We start from the raw sequence: 16,949 nt of genomic DNA on the forward strand, positions 1-16,949 counted from the left end.
GGTGACGGGCAATTCGGGCGGCGATATCGCGACCCGCCCCAACGTGTCGTAGATTACTGGCGAGTAGAACCCACTGGAAGGGCACAGATGCGAGAGTTCGAAGTTCCGGCTTCCTACACCATCCCGGACGATGCGAACAATTCCGACAACGTCTTCCGCTTCGCGCAGGAGACGCCGAACACGGTTTTGTTCAACGTCCCGAACGGCAGCGGCGGCTGGAATGACGTCACGGCGGCACAGTTCGAGAAGGCCGTCCTCGGCGTGGCCAAGGGCCTGATCGCCGCCGGCATCGAGCTGGGCGACCGCGTCGCGATCATGGCGGCCACCCGCTACGAGTGGACGCTGCTGGACTTCGCGATCTGGGCCGCCGGTGGCGTGACCGTCGCGATCTACGACAGCTCGGCCGCCGAGCAGGCCAAGTGGATCCTGCAGGATTCCGAGACCAAGCTGCTGGTCGTCGAGAACGACAAGCACCGCGCCACGATCGACGAGATCGAAGCCGGTTCGCTGCCCGCGCTGGCCGAGACCCTGCAGATCGACAAGGGCGCCATCGACACGCTCACCGAGCGCGGTGCCGAGCTGGACGACTCCGTCGTGCACGAGCGTCGCAAGCAGGTCGGCGCGGCCTCCCCCGCGACCCTGATCTACACCTCGGGCACCACCGGCCGCCCCAAGGGCGTCCAGCTGACCCACGCGAACCTGTGGGCGGAATCGCGTTCGGGCGGCATCGAGCTCAGCGCGTTCGTCTCCGAGGGCCAGAAGACCCTGCTGTTCCTGCCGCTGGCGCACGTGTTCGCCCGCGCCGTCGCGCTGATCGCCTTCGATTCCAAGGTGACCATCCGCCACAGCTCGGACTGGACCACCCTGGTCGAGCAGTTCGGCGACTTCAAGCCGGACTTCATCCTCTCGGTGCCGCGCGTGTTCGAGAAGGTCTTCAACTCCGCCAAGCAGAAGGCGCACGACGGCGGCAAGGGCAAGATCTTCGACGCCGCCGCGGAGACCGCCATCGCCTACAGCACGGCGCTCGAGACCAAGGGCGGCCCCGACCTGCTGCTCAAGCTCAAGCACTTCGTCTTCGACAAGCTGGTCTACAGCAAGCTGCGCGCGGCCCTCGGTGGCCAGTGCCTGGCCGCTGTCTCCGGTGGCGGCCCGCTGGGCGCGCGCCTCGGCCACTTCTTCCGCGGCGCCGGCGTGACGATCTACGAGGGCTACGGCCTGACCGAGACCACCGCCGCGTTCACCGTGAACACGCCCGCGTTCATCCGGGTCGGCTCGGTCGGTCGCCCGATCCAGGGCCACGCGGCCAAGATCGCCGAAGACGGCGAGCTGCTGCTCAAGGGCTCGGTCGTGTTCGACGGTTATTGGGGCAACGCCGAGGCCACCGAGGAGGCGTTCGAGGACGGCTGGTTCAAGACCGGCGACCTGGGCGCCATCGACGCCGACGGCTTCGTCACCATCACCGGCCGCAAGAAGGAAATCCTGGTCACCGCGGGCGGCAAGAACGTCTCCCCCGCGATCCTCGAGGACTCCCTGCGCGCGCACCCGCTGATCAGCCAGGTCATGGTCGTCGGTGACGGCCAGCCCTTCATCGGCGCGCTCATCACGCTCGACCCGGAGGCCCTGCCGGGCTGGAAGGATCGCAACGGCGTCGCCGCCGACACCGCGATCGAGACCCTGATCGAGAACCCGGCGCTGGTCGCCGAGGTGCAGGCCGCGATCGACGAGACCAACAAGAAGGTCTCCAAGGCCGAGGCGATCAAGAAGATCCGTATCCTCCCGGTCGACTGGACCCAGGAGGGTGGCGAGCTCACCCCGAAGATGTCGCTCAAGCGCGCCGTCGTCATGAAGCAGTACGCGGGCGAAGTAGACAAGATCTACTCCTGATCCCACGCGCACGAAAGGCCGGTTGCGTTCGCGCAACCGGCCTTTCGGCTGTTCAGAACCGTTGCGCCGCGAATTGTGCCGCGGTGACGGTCATTCCGTTGATGCCGTAGAGGGTGTGCGAGACGTTGGGCTGGGCGAGCGGGGAACCGTCGCAGATGTTGTCCGAGGGGATACACAGCTCGATGGTCTTGTTCTTGTAGAGCGCGCCGACCGAGACCGCCGGTGCGTCCGCGTCGGCCATGAACCGATCCGACGGTTTGCCGAACAGCGCGACCGCCGCGACGTGCTCTGCCACCTCGGGCGCCATCGGCTCCGGCAGATACATCTCGTACTCCGGCAGCACCCCCTCCGGCACACCGACACCGGTCGCGAAACCGGCCAGCGCCGCGCCTTGGGAGTATCCGCCGAGGACGATGCGAGCGCCCGGGCAGTTCGCCGCGAGGTATTCGACCCGTCGCTGAGCATCACCGATGCCCTGCACGACGGTGCGCGCGAAGGCCAGCCGGTCGGCGAAGTCGCTGCTGGCCGGGTAGTCGACGCCGTAGGAGCCGACCGAGCGTCCGCCCGCGTTCGCGCGCAGCGCTTCGACGAAGGAAATACCGGTCAGGCCGAGTTCGCCACCCTGCTCGGCGGTCCCGCGAGCGAACACCACCTCGACATCGGAACAGGGCTCGGCGGTAGCGGAATGGGTGGGCGATACCAGGGGAATCGCGGCTGCCAAGAAGACTGCAGACACGAATCGCGAAAAGGAACGTGCTGTCATTCCGCGCAGACTACCGACCGCGACCGTTCACCATCGCCTCGACTCGGCCGGATTCGCCGCCGGGTGAGCGACGGCCCCGACGTTCAGGCCACACTCAACTCCCTGGACCGCAGCACCCGCAGACCCGCGATGCCGATCGCCAGATCCGCCGAAATCTCGAATAGTGCGGCGAACCAGGAGAATCCGGTGACGCCGGAGGCGGCAGGCGCGTTGATGAAGCTGTCACTGAGCGGACCGAACCAGTCCGGGAGCAGGTGCACGATCGTGAAACCGATCGCGCTCGCGAAGCCGATGAACACCGCGGCGCGTGGGGCTGCCGGGTGCCTGCGGAACACCAGGAACACCGTGAACAGGGCGAAGAGGATCTGCAGGGTGCCGAGGGCGTTCACCAGCGATGAGGTGGCGTCCATGCCGCGGCGTAAGTGGTCGGCGCCGTGGACCAGGAGGGCGACGGCGAAGACCGCCGTCGTGGCGCGCAGTGTCGAGTCCGGTGCTGTCTCGGTCATCATGTCTCCTGCCGAGCGGGATCGTTTCTACTACACAGTGTAGTTTTGATGGCCGATCCGTGGGAGGTGTTCGGCCGTCACAAATCGGTCACCGGGGCGATCCGGCCGCGACGTACGCTCTGTGCATGGCGTTCTTGCGGGCGATAGCCGGGATCGTGGCCGCGGCACTGGTACTCGGTGTGGCGGAGTTGGTCGCGGTGTTCACCGGGTCCGGGAGCGCACCCGCGTACGCACTCGGCGCGACGGTGGTCGACCACACCCCCGACGGGGTCAGGGAATGGGCGATCTCGACGTTCGGAACCAGCGACAAGGCCGTGCTGTTCGCGTGCATGGGCGTTGTCGCGGTGGCGGTCGCGGCGATCGCCGGATATCTCGAGCGAGCGGCTCGACCGATCGGATCGGTAGTGTTCGCGATTTTCGGCGTGGTCGCCGCTGTCATCGGCGCCGGGAGAGTCGGTGGGTTCGCCGGTGCGCTGCCCGCGCTGATCGGTACCGCCGCTGGAATTCTCGCGTTGCGAAAACTGACCCGGCGGATCGATGACGCATCCGATTCGCTGCGACCGGCGACGGAACCCGCTGCGCCACCACTCGGCGAGGCCACCGCGGCGCCGGACGTAGGCGGCGAGGAAAGCCTGATCCGCACCGGCGCGTCGATCGCAGGAGCCGGGCGGCGGCGCGTGCTCGGTGGCATCGCGGCGACCGGGGTGCTCGCTCTCGGCGCCGGCCTGGCGGGCCGGCTGCTCGGCGGCGCTCGCCACGATGTGACGGCCGAGCGCGAGACGGTCGAATTGCCCAGGGCGACAGCACCGTTGCCCGATCTTCCACCGGATGCCGATCTCCGGATGCCCGGACTCACCTCGTACATCACCCCGAACAGCGACTTCTACCGGATCGACACCGCGCTGATCGTTCCCCAGGTGTCCACAGACTCCTGGTCCCTGCGCATCCACGGGATGGTCGACCAGGAAATCACTCTCACCTGGGACGACCTCCTTCGCCGCACCCCGGTGGAGCGCCTGGTCACCCTGGCGTGCGTCTCCAACCCGATCAACGGCGACCTGATCGGCAACGCCCGCTGGCTCGGCTATCGCCTCGACGAACTCCTCGCCGAAGCACGACCGCACCCCGACGCCGACATGGTGCTGTCGCACAGCAAGGACGGCTGGACCGCGGGTTCACCCCTCTCGGTCCTCATGGACGGCCGCGACGCCCTCCTCGCCATCGGCATGAACGGCGAACCCCTCCCGGTCCAGCACGGCTACCCCGCTCGCCTCGTCGTCCCCGGCCTCTACGGGTACGTCTCCGCCACCAAGTGGGTCACCGAACTCGAGGTCACCCGCTTCGACCGGGCGACCGCCTACTGGACCCGGCGCGGCTGGTCGGCGCAGGGCCCGATCAAAACCGGCACCCGCATCGACACCCCACGCGGGCGCGGCCGAATCCCGCAGGGCCGCACCGTGATCGCCGGTGTCGCGTGGGCCCAGCATCGCGGTGTCACCGGCGTCGAGGTGCAGGTCGACAACGGCGACTGGCGCCCCGCCCGCCTGTCCACCGAGGTCACCGTCGACACCTGGCGTCAGTGGACCTACGACTGGGAAGCCACCCCCGGCCAGCACACCCTGCGCGCCCGCACTACCGACACCACAGGTCAGCCCCAGACCGCCGTCGAACAAGACGTCGTCCCCGATGGCGCCACCGGCTACCCCGCCCTCACCATCCAGGTGCAGTAAAGCGGGAACGTGCAAGAAGATGCGGCGAGTTGCTGGCAAGATGGTGCGTATTCGTGCACAAATCAGCACAACCTAGGAGCGCACGTGTCCGCCATCTTCGACTGGGCGACCAGCGATAACTTGCAGCCGGAGCCGGTGACCCTGGAGATCTGGCGCAAGCTACCGGAGGACTACTGCCGCCAGGTCGAGGTGGTCAACGGTGACATCGTGCGTGCTGAATCACCGAACCGTGCGCACCAGAAGGCCGCGCGGCGGCTGGCCGATCTCGTGGAAGCGGCGGCGCTCGCCCACGTCAACCAGTACGGCGGCTGTTTGGACGTCGATACGGACTTCGACGTGGTGCTGTGGGAATTTCCGCGCGCCACTATCCGGCGCCCCGATGTCGCGCTGTTCGACTGCGCTCCGAACGAGCTGCGGCCCCTCCCCGCATCGCTGCTGAAGATTGCGATCGAAGTGATCTCGCCGGGCACCGAAATGGTCGACATCGCCGACAAGAAGACCGAGTACGCGCTGGCGGGAATTCCGTGGTATTGGCTGGTATGGGTCGCCGACAACAGTGTCAGCATGATCAAGATCTTCGTCCTCGATCACGTACTCGGTCAGTACATCCCGCATCTCGAGCTGCGACCGTCGGATGGCGAATCAACCGTCGAGGCGCCGCTCCGCTGCCAGATCGACTGGAAGCAGTTGAGCAACTTGGTGCTGTGAGCCCGCTGCCCGTCGCCTATGGCACGCGACGAGCAGGCTCACTCCGCGATCAGGCCGCAGCGTCGGCTTTCTCCCGATCGGGCGCCTTTCCGGCGGACTTGCCGTGGCCCACGAACAGCGCCGAGGCGACGACGCCGATCACCAGGATGGCGGCGGGCAGGATCATCGACTGGGCCAGCGCGGTGCTGAATTCGTCGATGATCTGCGGCGGGAGTGGGCCGGTGGCCGCGCCCTCGCCGACCGGGCCGCCACCGCCGAGGCCGTTGGCGGTCAGGCGGGCGGCGATCAGGGCGCTGATCGCCGCGCTACCGAGCACCGAGCCGACCTGGCGGGTGGTGTTGTAGATGCCGGCGCCCGCACCCGCCTGGGTGACCGGCAGGTTGTGGGTGGCGGTCGTGGCGAGCGGAGCCCAGATGCAGGCGTTGGCCAAGCCCGCGACGGCTGCGGCGAGCAGGAACCAGACGAGCGACGAATCCGGGCTCATGAGCGCGCCGAACGACGCCACCGAACCGGCGAACAGCACGAATCCGATCGTCGGCAGCAGCCGGGGCGGCAGCTTGTCCGACACCTTGCCGATGAACGGCGCGGTGACACCGGTGATGATCGCCATCGGCGCGAAGACCAGCGCCGACATGGTCGGCGACATCTCGCGCACCGCCTGCAGGTAGAAGTACGAGGGCACCATCATCGAGGTGATCGCGGCGCCCATCGCGGCGATCGCCAGGTTCGACAGCGCGAAATTGCGGTCCCGGAACAGGCTCAGCGGCACCAGCGGTTCGCCCTTGTTGCGCGCCTGGTTGATCACGAACACCACCAGCATCACCACGCCGAAGCCGATCAGCAGCCAGATCCGCAACGACCAGTCCTGCGAATTGCCCTCCTGGATACCGAAAACCAGGGCGAGCATGCCGACTCCGCTGAGAATCACACCGACGATGTCGAACTTGTGGTCGCTGGTCGGCAGCGCGGGCACCAGCCACACGGCCAGGCCGAACGCGATGATGCCGACCGGCACGTTGACGAAGAAGATCCATTCCCAGCCGAGGTTGTCGACCAGCACGCCACCGAGGATGGGGCCGATCAGCGTCGCCAGCCCCGCGACGCCACCCCACAGGCCCATCGCGGCGCCGCGCTTGTCCGGCGCGAAGGTGCGGGTGATCACGGCCATCGTCTGCGGCGTCATCAGCGCGGCACCGATGCCTTGGGCGGCGCGCGCGGCGATCAGCATGCCGATGCTGCCGGACAGGCCGCACCACAGCGAGGCGCCGGTGAAGATCGCGAGGCCGATCAGGTAGATGTTCTTCGGCCCGAACTTGTCACCGAGCCGACCGGTGACCAGCAGCGGCACCGCGTAGGTGAGCAGGTAGGCGCTGGTGACCCAGATGACGTTGGAGATGTCGGTGCTGAGGTCGGTCATGATGGCCGGATTGGCGACCGCGACGATCGTCATGTCCAGCAGGATCATGAAGAACCCGACCACCAGCGCGAAGAGCGCTAGCCACGGATTGCGTTGGGTGGTCATCGAATTCGTTCCAATCGAGGAGAGGGATTCAGCTTCGGGCGGCCCAGCGGGGCCGGGGCGCGGCGTCGGGGGAATCCCCACTCGGCCATTCGTGGATGTGATCGTCGGTGATCCGTTCGCCGGTGCCGGGGTCGTACTGCTCCCACAGCACGGCACCGCTGCCGAGTTCGGCGGCGAAATCTTCGATCCACACGAGCTCGGCGTGGATGGTGGCGCGAATGTATTCCAGGACAACGAAATAGCGGCGCGGGATGGCACGGCTGCGCGTCCAGTCGAGCAGCACGTCCATGTCGGCCCGCGACTGGGTCAGGTACTCCACGCGCTCGTCGAGCAAGGCGACGACCTGTTCTTGCGGAAGGGTGTGTGCTTCGGCCAACGCCACCCGGAAGATCGGGTATTCCTGCACCGGTGTCCGCAGCAGGTCAGCGATCCGCCCCCGCAGCGCGGTCCGCCCGGAATCGGTGATCCGATAGGTGGTCCGCTCGGGCCGGTTCCCGGCCCGGCCGATCCCCTCCGCCGCCACCATCTCGTCGTCGGCCAGCCGGGCCACCACGTGATACAGCGACCCGGGCCGCACCTTGACCAGCAGATCCTCCCGCCGAGCGATCAGCAGTTGATACATCTCGTACGGATGCATCGGCCGCTCGTCGAGCAACCCGAGCACCGCGATAGCCAACGGCGTCATCACATTCCGCCCGGGCTGCCCCACCCCGCCACCTCCACTCAGCACTATAGTCCACACCAAATATTCCAGTAGGAATATACGGAGCGGAACATAGCCTGGCAAGGGCGCGACAGAGCCGCCGACACTGCCTGCCGTGATGACAGAGTTCGGAAGGTTGTTGGGGGTGCCTGACGATAAGGCGCAGTGGCGCTAGAGGCTGTGGGCGTCGAGCCAGGAGCGGGCGGCGTCGGCGGGGCGGGTGCCGGTTTCGATGTCGTGGATCAGATCGACCAGCTCATCGGTGGTCAGTTCGCCTGCTACGTAGTTGAGCTTCTTCAGCTGTTGGCGGTCGAAGATGCCGCTGCGGTAGAGGGCGACGATGCTCTGGGTGCGGGCGGCGCCCTCGGGCGCTCCGCTCTGCGCGCGGGGACGCAGGTCGGTGCCGTCCGCGGCGTCGGAGACCGAAATACCCTGGGGCAGAGCCGAGTTGACCGCGGCGACCACCTCGTCGGGCGTGCGGGCGGGCGAGGCCGGGTTCCAGAGATCCACGAGGGCACCGTTGCGGGCGGGGAGGACGGCGATGCGGCCCGCGTCGAGATCGGCGAGGGGGGTGCTCGATCCGGTCATGACGGTGGAATCGGCGCCCGCGCGGTCCAGTGCTTGGGAATAGATCTCGGCGAGCAGAACCGATTCCGTCGTCGAATTCCCACCCACCACAACCACCGGGGCGGGGTCGTCGGAGGCGCAGGAAATCGTGGTGAAAGCGCAGGCTGCGGCCAGGATCGCGGCGGCGGTTCGACGCACAGCGACCGAGTACATCCGGCGACACCAACTTTCCGTATTTGCCGTCAACCCGCGCAATTCGGCCCGACGGCGGGCAGTATGAACTACCAGAATGTACCTGTGGCCCCCGGGTCGCACGCACAGCGCACTGCCCGCCTTTGCCGGAAGGACACCAGTGAAAACCGACTTCGCCTCCTCATCGCCAGGACAACGTCGACCGGCACGCCGCCTCGCGATGCGAGCGGGCCGGGTACTGGTTGCCGCGGTGGCGCTGGCCGCCGCCATGATCGCCTCCGCCTGCGGCAACAACGATCCCCTTGCCGCCAAGGGTGATTGCACCAGCGACGCGTTGATCATCGGGTCGGCCAACTTCCCCGAGTCCGAGACCGTCGCCAACATCTACACCGAGGTGCTGCGGATCAACGGCTTCAAGGTCGACACCAAGTTCGACATCGGCTCGCGCGAGGCCTACATCCCCGCGCTGCGCCAGTGCGCGATCTCGCTCATCCCCGAATACACCGGCAACCTGCTGCAATACCTCGACAAAGACGCCACGGCCACCGCCGCGCCCGAGGTGAACGCCGCGCTCACCACCGCACTCGGCGACGACCTCGCCATCGCGACACCGGCCCCCGGCGAGGACTCCGACGCGGTGGTCGTCACCCGCGCCACGGCCGACAAGTGGAACTTGAAGTCCATCGCCGACCTCGCGCCGCACTCGGCCGAGGTGAAGTTCGGCGGGATGGCCGAATTCGCCCAGCGCCCGGGCGGACTGCCGGGCTTGAAGAAGAACTACGGCCTCGACATCACCGACGCCAATTTCGTGCCGATCGCCGACGGCGGCGGCCCCGCGACGGTGCGCGCACTGGTCGACGGCCAGGTCACCGCGGCCGACATCTTCACCACGTCGCCGGCGATCGCGCAGAACGACCTGGTCGTGCTGGCCGATCCGAAGCACAATTTCGCCGCGCAGAACGTGGTCCCGCTGTTCAACGCCGCGAAGAAGTCCGACAAGGCCGTCGCCGTGCTCGACGCGGTCTCGGCCAAGCTCACCACCACCGAACTGATCTCGCTGAACACGGCCGTCTCCGGCGACAGCAAGATCGAACCGAAGGCCGCCGCGCTCGCCTGGATCACCGCCCAGGGGCTGAACTCCCCCATCGGCTAGGCGACCCCGCGCCTCGAGGAGAATCTCATTGTCCGACATCGAATTCCGCGGTATCGACAAGACCTATCCGAACGGCACACACGCGGTCCGCGATCTGAACCTGCACATCGACTCGGGATCGTTCACCGTGTTCGTCGGGCCGTCCGGCTGCGGCAAGACCACCTCGATGCGCATGATCAATCGCATGGTCGACCCCAGCGCGGGCACCATCACCGTCGACGGACGCGACATCGCGACAGTCGACCCGGTGAAACTGCGCCTCGGTATCGGCTATGTGATCCAGAGCGGCGGGCTGCTGCCCAACCGCAGGGTGATCGACAACGTGGCGACCGTGCCGATGCTGCTCGGGCAGTCACGCAAGGCCGCCCGCGCGGCCGCACTGGAGGTGATGGACCGGGTCGGGCTGGATCGCGATCTGGCCGAACGGTATCCGGCGCAACTGTCTGGCGGCCAGCAGCAGCGAGTCGGGGTGGCGCGAGCGCTGGCCGCCGACCCGCCGGTGCTGTTGATGGACGAGCCGTTCAGTGCGGTCGACCCGGTGGTGCGCGCGGAACTGCAATCGGAGATGCGGCGGCTGCAGTCCGAATTGCACAAGACGATCGTGTTCGTCACCCACGACATCGACGAGGCGATCACGCTCGGCGACAAGATCGCGGTGTTCGGGCTCGGCGGGGTGCTCCAGCAGTACGACACGCCGGAACGTGTCTTGGCCCAGCCCGCGACGGATTTCGTCGCCGGGTTCGTCGGCAGGGATCGCGGGTATCGCGGACTGTCGTTCCGCAGCGCCGAAGCTGTTGCGCTGGCGCCGATTCGGATGATCGAGCCGGACGGCATCGCCGGATTGCGGCTCACCCAGGGCGAATGGGCACTCGTCGTCGACGAGCTCGGCAAGCCGGGCGGCTGGATCGACGTCACCGGCGTAGAACGGGTACGGGCCGGAAAACCGTTGGACTCCAGTGTTTCCGCGGGCGGTTCCCTGTTCACCCCGACCGGCGACCTCCGGCAAGCCCTGGACGCGGCGATCTCCTCGCCTTCGGGAATCGGCGTCGCCGTCGACGAGTCGGGCGCCGTGCGCGGCGGGCTGCTCGCCACCGATGTGCTGACCCAACTCGCCGAACAGCGGGTAGCCGAAGACTCCGAACGTAATCAGGAGTTCTTCACCCAGGGCACCTCGTGAGATACCTGATCGACAACTTCGCCGACATCATGGCGATCACCCGCACCCACCTGGTGCTGGCACTTGTCCCCCTGCTGCTCGGTCTGGTGATCGCGGTCCCGGTCGGCGCGCTGGTGCACGGAAGCCGCTGGGCCCGGCGGATCACCACCACGACGTCGAGCCTGGCCTACACCATCCCGTCGCTCGCGCTGTTCGTGATCATTCCGCCACTGGTCGGCATCTCGATGATCGACCCGCTCAACGTGATCATCGCGCTCACCGTGTATTCGACCGCGCTGCTGCTGATCGCGGTGCCGATGGCACTGGATACGGTGCCCGACAGCGTGATCGATGCCGCCGACGCGATCGGGTTCGGCCGGCTGCGGCGCACCGTCACCGTCGACATGCCGTTGGCACTACCGGTTTTCACCGCTTCTCTGCGCGTCGTCGTGGTCACCAATATCGCGATGGTGTCGGTCGGCGCGCTGATCGGAGTCGGCGGGCTCGGGAAGCTGTTCACCCAGGGCTACCAGCGCGATTACCCCGACCAGATCGTCGCGGGCATCATCGTGACCCTGGTGCTCGCGCTGATCTTCGATCGGCTGGTGTTCCTGCTCGGCACCCTCGCAACCCCGTGGACCAGGGCGGACGCGCGCGTGACAGGGGCACGCTCGTGAACCTCTTCGTCGAAGCCTGGAACTATCTGAGCGACAGCGCCAACTGGGGCGGACCCACCGGCATCGAACATCGCCTGCTGCAACACCTGTGGTACAGCTTCCTCGCGGTGGCGCTGTCGGCGGTGATCGCGGTGCCGCTCGGGTCGATCATCGGGCACACGCGCCGCGGCAGTGCCGTGATGGTCGGCTTCGCCAATGCCATGCGGGCGCTGCCGACACTGGGACTGCTCACCTTTCTGGTGCTCGGACTCGGGCTCGGGCTGATCCCGCCGCTGCTGGCGCTGATCACCGTCGGCATCCCACCGCTGCTGGCGGGGGCCTACGCGGGAATCGCGAATGTGCCCGCCGACGTGGTCGACGCCTCGCGGGCGATGGGGATGACCGAGCGCCAGATCCTGTTCCGGGTCGAGGTGCCCAACGCGATGCCGGTGCTGCTCGGCGGGTTGCGCGGCGCCACTCTGCAAGTCGTCGCCACCGCGACCATCGCGGCCTATGTCAACCTGGGCGGGCTCGGCCGCTACATCTTCGACGGCATCGGGCTCTACCGATACGACCTCGTACTGGTGGGCGCGCTGCTGGTCGCGGTGCTGGCACTGGTGCTCGACGGACTGCTCGCGGTGGCGGTGTGGGCGAGCACCCCGGGCACCGGCAGGCTCACCCGCGCGGGGGCCGACCCCCGGATCTCAGTCGTCGCCGAGTAGCGCCCGCAGGTGCGGGTCGTCGGCCAGCACCTGCTGCATCCTGGCACGTTCCCGGGAACGCTGAGCGTTGGCGTGAATCCACTCCTGCGCTGCCTGCACCATCGCCACATTCACCGAGACGCCCGCGGCCGCCGCGGCCTCCGCGAGCTGTTCGGCGACCTCGTCGGGAAGCTGCACGGTGATGGTGGTCATCGTTCGATGATCCCAGACAACGCGACAGCGCCCCCGTTCCGGTGGGAACGGGGGCGCTGTCCGGGAGAAACTAGGCGACGCCCTCGGCGCGCGCTGCTTCGGCGACGGCCTCGGCCACTGCCGGAGCCACGCGCGGATCGAGCGGGCTCGGGATGATCTTGTCGACGGCGAGCTCGTCGGCGACGACGCCGAAGATGGCGTTCGCGGCGGCGACCTTCATGCCCTCGGTGATCCGGCGGGCACCGGCGTCGAGCGCACCCTTGAACACGCCGGGGAAGGCGAGCACATTGTTGATCTGGTTCGGGAAGTCGCTGCGGCCCGTCGCTACGATCGCCACGTACTTGGCGGCCACGTCGGGGTGGATCTCGGGGTCCGGGTTGGACATGGCGAACACGATCGCCTCCGGCGCCATCGAGGCGATGAGCTCTTCGGGGATGGTGCCCGCGGACAGGCCGAGGAACACATCGGCGCCGGCGAGCGCGTCGGCCGGGCCACCGGTCAGGCCGCGCGGGTTGGAGCGGGCGGCCAGGTCGGCCTTCACACCGTTGAGGCCGTCGCGACCGGTGCTGACGATGCCCTTCGAGTCGAGCACGACCACATCGGGGACGCCGGCGGCGATCAGGATGTTCGCGCATGCCACACCGGCCGCACCGGCGCCGGAGACGACAACCTTCAGCCCGGACATGTCACGGCCCTGCACCGCGGCCGCACCCTTGAGGGCGGCCAGCACCACGATGGCGGTGCCGTGCTGGTCGTCGTGCATGACCGGGCAGTCCAGCGCCTCGATGACGCGACGCTCGATCTCGAAGCAGCGCGGGGCGGAGATGTCTTCCAGGTTCACCGCGCCGAAGCTCGGACGCAGGTGGATCAGCGTCTGGACGATCTCGTCGGGATCGGTGGTGTCGAGCACCAGCGGGATCGAGTTCAGGCCGGCGAACTTCTTGAACAGCGCGGCCTTGCCCTCCATCACGGGCAGCGAGGCGCGCGGGCCGATGTCGCCGAGGCCGAGCACGGCGGTGCCGTCGCTGACCACGACCACGAGCCGGTCGGTCCAGGTGTAGGTCTTGGTGAGCGCGGGGTCCTCGGCGATGGCGCGGCTGACCTGGGCGACACCGGGGGTGTAGGCGATGGACAGGTCGCGCTGGGTCTCGAGGGGGGCGCTGAGCTCGACAGACAGCTTTCCACCGAGGTGACCCGCGAAGATCTCCTCCTGGGTGATCGCAGCGAGGCTCGCTGCGTCATCGGCCTTGGGCGCCGCGGTGGCATTCGGTGCGTCAGTCACAGGTGACACGATTTCACTCCTGCTCGAGTCGGGCTCAACCGGGGGACGGTTACCGCCGGGTATATCGGAACTACTAATTTCTGGGGCGCCGGATCGCTACGACGCTGGATCGCTTACACGCTCATCGGGTGCGCGTCCGCACGCGTTTCGCGGTGGCAACCGGTACACGTGGCGCGGCACTGATCCGCCGAGCGGAACCGGACGGGTGTGTCCGGGCGAGCAAAACGGGTCGACCAACGCTGCGACGGTGCGTCGCACGGCGGAAGGTCACCATGTTTCCCCGAACCCGGCGGTGGCAAGGGAAGGGAATCCGCAACATTCTGCCAGCACGATGCGTTGATTGCCAAACCGCGTCATGTGTCGAGCGTAGCCGTGTCGAATTGCCGTGGCGTAAGCGAAAACTCGCAGCGCAGCGGGAACATCCGGTGAACTTTCACACCGTGGCGGGGGTGGCCGCGGTGAGCTCGCCACCGAGCGGCTCCGGCCATTCCTCCCGGCGCACCCACACGTCGTCGAGCCCACCGCAGCGCAGCCGGACCAGCCAGTCCGAGTGCGCGGCGGGGTGGTCGATGCGACGGTGGATACCACGACTCTCGGTACGCACGAGCGCGCTGTAGCCCGCCCACCGGGCGACGGCGAGCAGCGCGGCCGCCTGGCGTGCCCGCAGCTGCCCCACCCCGAGGCCGCCCAATTCGAACTGGGCGCCGGGCCACATCGCGTCCAGTTCGGCGATGCTGTCGCCGAGGCTGCCCGCGCTGCGCCGGTAGCTGCGGCGCAGCGGCAGCGTGTGCTCCTGCACCAGGCCGATCACCGACCGTGGGTCGATGTGGGCGTGCGGCCCGAGGCCGGCGCCCGGCACCGGACGCGCACTGCTCGCCCTTTCGTTGGCGACCGCGAACGCGGCGGCGCCCTGCCCCGCCCAGGTGCCCGAGGCCAGCGCCCAGGCGCCGTTGAGGCCGCCGCGGGCGCTCGCCGCCCCGGTGACGAGCTGCCGGCCGGTCACATCGCCGGCACCGAACAGGCCGCGGATCGTCGTCGAGCAATCGGTATCGGCGAGGGCCAGCCCGCCCGCGCCACGGATAGTTCCCGCCAGTACCGCTCGCACGGGTACCCGGCCCGCGCCGTCGACCGCGCCGTGCCTGCTCAGCCAGTGCCGGACGGTGTCGGGCACCTCGCTCAGCGCCGCGAACACCCGCCGGCCGTCCGCGATGGCGGTGAGCGCCGCCGGGTACTGATCGGGCAGTTCGACGCCCGCTTCGTCGTAGAGGGCCGCGAAATGCACCGACAGCCCGGGCGCGACCGCCGGATGCGGATGTACTCGCGACAGCACCGGCGCCAGTCCGTAGGCACTGGAGAACTCCATCCCGCACAGTTCGGCGCCTGCCTCTGCCGCCATCAGCAGGCCCTCGCCGGTACTCACCTCGGTGCCCGCACCGCCGGACAGGAACGCGCAACCACCGGTGGCGACCACGACCGCACCTGCCCGGATGGCCCACGGCCGAAACTTGTTGTGACGCTGGACCCCCGCCGCACCGACCACGGTGCCCGCCGGATCGACCAGCAATTGCAGCGCCGGATGATGATCGAGGATGCGCACGCCCGCCTCGAGCGCCCCGCGCCGCAGCCGGCGCAGGTAGCTCGCGCCGTCGAAGTGCACGTGGGCCGGGTCGCCGTTCGGATCGGGCACGCGATGGCGGGTCCCCGACCAGGTCTGCAATCGCCGGTGGGTCTCGTCGACCACGCGGTGCAGCCAGGCCCGATCACCGAGCCCGCCGCCGGAAACGAACATCTTCTCGACCGCCTCGGCGCGGCCAGGACCGGGCGGGATATCCCAGAGCACCGTCGTGCCGTACACGGTGGGACCGCTGGAACCGCAGCGGCTCTTGTCGACCAGCACCACCCGCGCGCCCGTCGCCGCGGCCGAGACGGCAGCCCAGAGCCCCGCGGGTCCACCGCCGAGGATCAAGACATCCGTTTCGATGCTGGTCACAAAGAGAAATATTCGGGCACAGTTCACCCGTCCGCAACCATTACGCGGCCGTCAACCCCACCATTGTGTCCAAAGCAATACACCGGCCGTGACCAAGACCGCCGCGGACCCGAACAGGGTGGACATGCCGCGGCGCCGGTCGGCGAAGACCTGCGCGACGACCACCACGACCGCGGCCACGAAATGCCACGCCAGCGATTCCGCGCCCGGCCCGGGAAAGTCGCGGCGCGAGCCGATCACCGCCGCACCGACGACCACGCACAAGAGCACGACAACCCCACCCGCGACAACGCCGCTGACCGCACGAAGCAGCGTCACGGGGCGATCACCGGCGTCCCGCTCGCCTTGTCGATGAGTGCTTCGTACTGATCGGGATCGGTGCCACACGCGCCGATCTCGATGGTCTTGTTGCTGCCGTGATAGTCCGACGAGCCGGTGCGCACCAGACCCAGTTCTCGCGAAAGCCCGGTCAGCACAAGGCGATCGGCTTCGCTGTGATCCGGGTGGTCGATCTCGAGCCCGCCGAGGCCGAGCCCGGCCAGCTCCCTGATGTCGTCGAGCGCCAGCAGCCTGCCCCGCTTCCGTGCGCGAGCATGGGCGATCACGCTGACCCCGCCCGCGGCCGCGATCAGCCGCACGGCCCTCGGCAGCGGGGTGTCGGCCTTCTCGGCGTAGTAGGGCCCGTGCGGAGCGAGCAGATCGACGAACGCGGCATTCACGCTCTCGACCACGCCCGCCGCGACCAGTGCCTGCGCCAGATGCGGCCTGCCCACCGCCGGACCCGCGGTCGCCATCACATCGACGGGATCGATCGGCAGTCCGTCGGCCGCCATCTTCTCGGCCATCGCCCGCACTCTGGCCACCCGCTCACCGCGCAACCGCTCGCGCTCCTCGGCGAAACCGCGGTCGGTGGGGTCGAACAGATACGCCAGCAGGTGCACCGGCACCGGGTAGCCGTCCTCCCCCATGCCCGTGCACGACATCTCCATGCCACGCACCAGGGTGAGTCCCGAGGGGCGGGCAGCCTCGGCCTCCGCCCAGCCACCGGTGGTGTCGTGGTCGGTGATCGCGACGACGTCGAGGCCGGCCGCCGCGGCATGCCGCACCAGTTCGGCGGGGGTGTCGGTGCCGTCGGAGGCGGTGGAATGGGTATGCAGGTCGATGCGCACACCTCAGTCTTACAGTGCGGTGTCGGGTCCCGCGCGTTCCCGGGTACGCGAGAA

The 16,949-nt window shown here is 68.3% G+C and carries 17 protein-coding genes; 7 read left to right on the plus strand and 10 right to left on the minus strand.

From position 1 onward, the window contains the following. The first annotated feature begins 87 nt into the window (after positions 1-87). On the plus strand, positions 88-1,884 hold the full coding sequence (locus ACWF99_RS16985; RefSeq protein ID WP_378638317.1) for an AMP-dependent synthetase/ligase: 1,797 nt from the start codon (positions 88-90) through the stop codon (positions 1,882-1,884). Between the two features lie 52 nt (positions 1,885-1,936). Here the strand turns inward: ACWF99_RS16985 and ACWF99_RS16990 are convergent, their stop codons facing one another. After that, positions 1,937-2,647, minus strand: coding sequence for a cutinase family protein (locus tag ACWF99_RS16990; protein WP_452536687.1), 711 nt, complete (start codon positions 2,645-2,647; stop codon positions 1,937-1,939). Positions 2,648-2,730: 83 nt separating this feature from the next. After that, complete coding sequence (locus ACWF99_RS16995; protein ID WP_378638315.1) at positions 2,731-3,153, minus strand: hypothetical protein; 423 nt, start codon at positions 3,151-3,153, stop codon at positions 2,731-2,733. Positions 3,154-3,278: 125 nt separating this feature from the next. Here ACWF99_RS16995 and ACWF99_RS17000 point away from each other — a divergent pair, with 125 nt between their 5' ends. Together ACWF99_RS17000 and ACWF99_RS17005 are read left to right on the plus strand one after the other, a co-directional pair. Further along, positions 3,279-4,883 (plus strand): molybdopterin-dependent oxidoreductase, encoded by a 1,605-nt coding sequence (locus tag ACWF99_RS17000; protein ID WP_452536689.1) that lies wholly within the window; start codon positions 3,279-3,281, stop codon positions 4,881-4,883. Between the two features lie 84 nt (positions 4,884-4,967). Continuing rightward, entirely contained in the window at positions 4,968-5,591 is a 624-nt protein-coding gene (locus ACWF99_RS17005) for a Uma2 family endonuclease (protein WP_378638309.1), read from the plus strand. Positions 5,592-5,640: 49 nt separating this feature from the next. On the opposite strand, the gene ACWF99_RS17010 is transcribed toward ACWF99_RS17005, so the two are convergent. The 3 genes from ACWF99_RS17010 to ACWF99_RS17020 form a co-directional block, all read right to left on the minus strand. Continuing rightward, positions 5,641-7,113, minus strand: coding sequence for a DHA2 family efflux MFS transporter permease subunit (locus ACWF99_RS17010; RefSeq protein WP_452536691.1), 1,473 nt, complete (start codon positions 7,111-7,113; stop codon positions 5,641-5,643). 28 nt (positions 7,114-7,141) lie between these two features. Further along, positions 7,142-7,798 (minus strand): PadR family transcriptional regulator, encoded by a 657-nt coding sequence (locus ACWF99_RS17015; RefSeq protein ID WP_452536693.1) that lies wholly within the window; start codon positions 7,796-7,798, stop codon positions 7,142-7,144. Positions 7,799-7,987: 189 nt separating this feature from the next. Beyond that, positions 7,988-8,596 (minus strand): hypothetical protein, encoded by a 609-nt coding sequence (locus tag ACWF99_RS17020; RefSeq protein WP_452536695.1) that lies wholly within the window; start codon positions 8,594-8,596, stop codon positions 7,988-7,990. A 199-nt stretch (positions 8,597-8,795) separates the two neighbouring features. Here ACWF99_RS17020 and ACWF99_RS17025 point away from each other — a divergent pair, with 199 nt between their 5' ends. The 4 genes from ACWF99_RS17025 to ACWF99_RS17040 are packed head-to-tail and all read left to right on the plus strand — an operon-like array spanning position 8,796 to position 12,262. Then, positions 8,796-9,728 (plus strand): ABC transporter substrate-binding protein, encoded by a 933-nt coding sequence (locus ACWF99_RS17025; RefSeq protein ID WP_378638448.1) that lies wholly within the window; start codon positions 8,796-8,798, stop codon positions 9,726-9,728. Between the two features lie 28 nt (positions 9,729-9,756). Beyond that, complete coding sequence (locus tag ACWF99_RS17030; RefSeq protein WP_452536697.1) at positions 9,757-10,905, plus strand: ABC transporter ATP-binding protein; 1,149 nt, start codon at positions 9,757-9,759, stop codon at positions 10,903-10,905. Next, complete coding sequence (locus ACWF99_RS17035; protein ID WP_378638297.1) at positions 10,902-11,561, plus strand: ABC transporter permease; 660 nt, start codon at positions 10,902-10,904, stop codon at positions 11,559-11,561. The genes ACWF99_RS17030 and ACWF99_RS17035 overlap by 4 nt, the downstream gene beginning before the upstream one ends. Continuing rightward, on the plus strand, positions 11,558-12,262 hold the full coding sequence (locus tag ACWF99_RS17040; RefSeq protein WP_378638295.1) for an ABC transporter permease: 705 nt from the start codon (positions 11,558-11,560) through the stop codon (positions 12,260-12,262). Before ACWF99_RS17035 ends, ACWF99_RS17040 begins: the two co-directional genes overlap by 4 nt. Here ACWF99_RS17040 and ACWF99_RS17045 read toward each other — a convergent pair. The 5 genes from ACWF99_RS17045 to ACWF99_RS17065 all read right to left on the minus strand — a co-directional run bounded on the left by ACWF99_RS17045 (position 12,245) and on the right by ACWF99_RS17065 (position 16,895). Beyond that, positions 12,245-12,454 carry a ribbon-helix-helix protein, CopG family gene (locus ACWF99_RS17045; protein WP_452536700.1) on the minus strand — a complete coding sequence of 70 codons (210 nt, stop codon included), beginning with the start codon at positions 12,452-12,454 and terminating at the stop codon, positions 12,245-12,247. The two genes, ACWF99_RS17040 and ACWF99_RS17045, sit on opposite strands and share 18 nt — an antisense overlap. Before the next feature lie 70 nt (positions 12,455-12,524). After that, on the minus strand, positions 12,525-13,745 hold the full coding sequence (locus ACWF99_RS17050) for an NAD(P)-dependent malic enzyme (protein WP_378638290.1): 1,221 nt from the start codon (positions 13,743-13,745) through the stop codon (positions 12,525-12,527). Between the two features lie 424 nt (positions 13,746-14,169). After that, entirely contained in the window at positions 14,170-15,726 is a 1,557-nt protein-coding gene (locus ACWF99_RS17055; protein ID WP_378652256.1) for an FAD-binding protein, read from the minus strand. Positions 15,727-15,777: 51 nt separating this feature from the next. Beyond that, positions 15,778-16,044, minus strand: a complete 267-nt coding sequence (locus tag ACWF99_RS17060; protein ID WP_378638286.1) for a hypothetical protein — start codon at positions 16,042-16,044, stop codon at positions 15,778-15,780. Next, the gene (locus ACWF99_RS17065; protein WP_378638284.1) at positions 16,041-16,895 is read right to left on the minus strand and encodes a PHP domain-containing protein; all 855 of its coding nucleotides are present in this window, start codon (positions 16,893-16,895) and stop codon (positions 16,041-16,043) included. Before ACWF99_RS17065 ends, ACWF99_RS17060 begins: the two co-directional genes overlap by 4 nt. Positions 16,896-16,949 lie beyond the last annotated feature (54 nt).

It is taken from the genome of Nocardia sp. NPDC055002, from assembly GCF_053608825.1.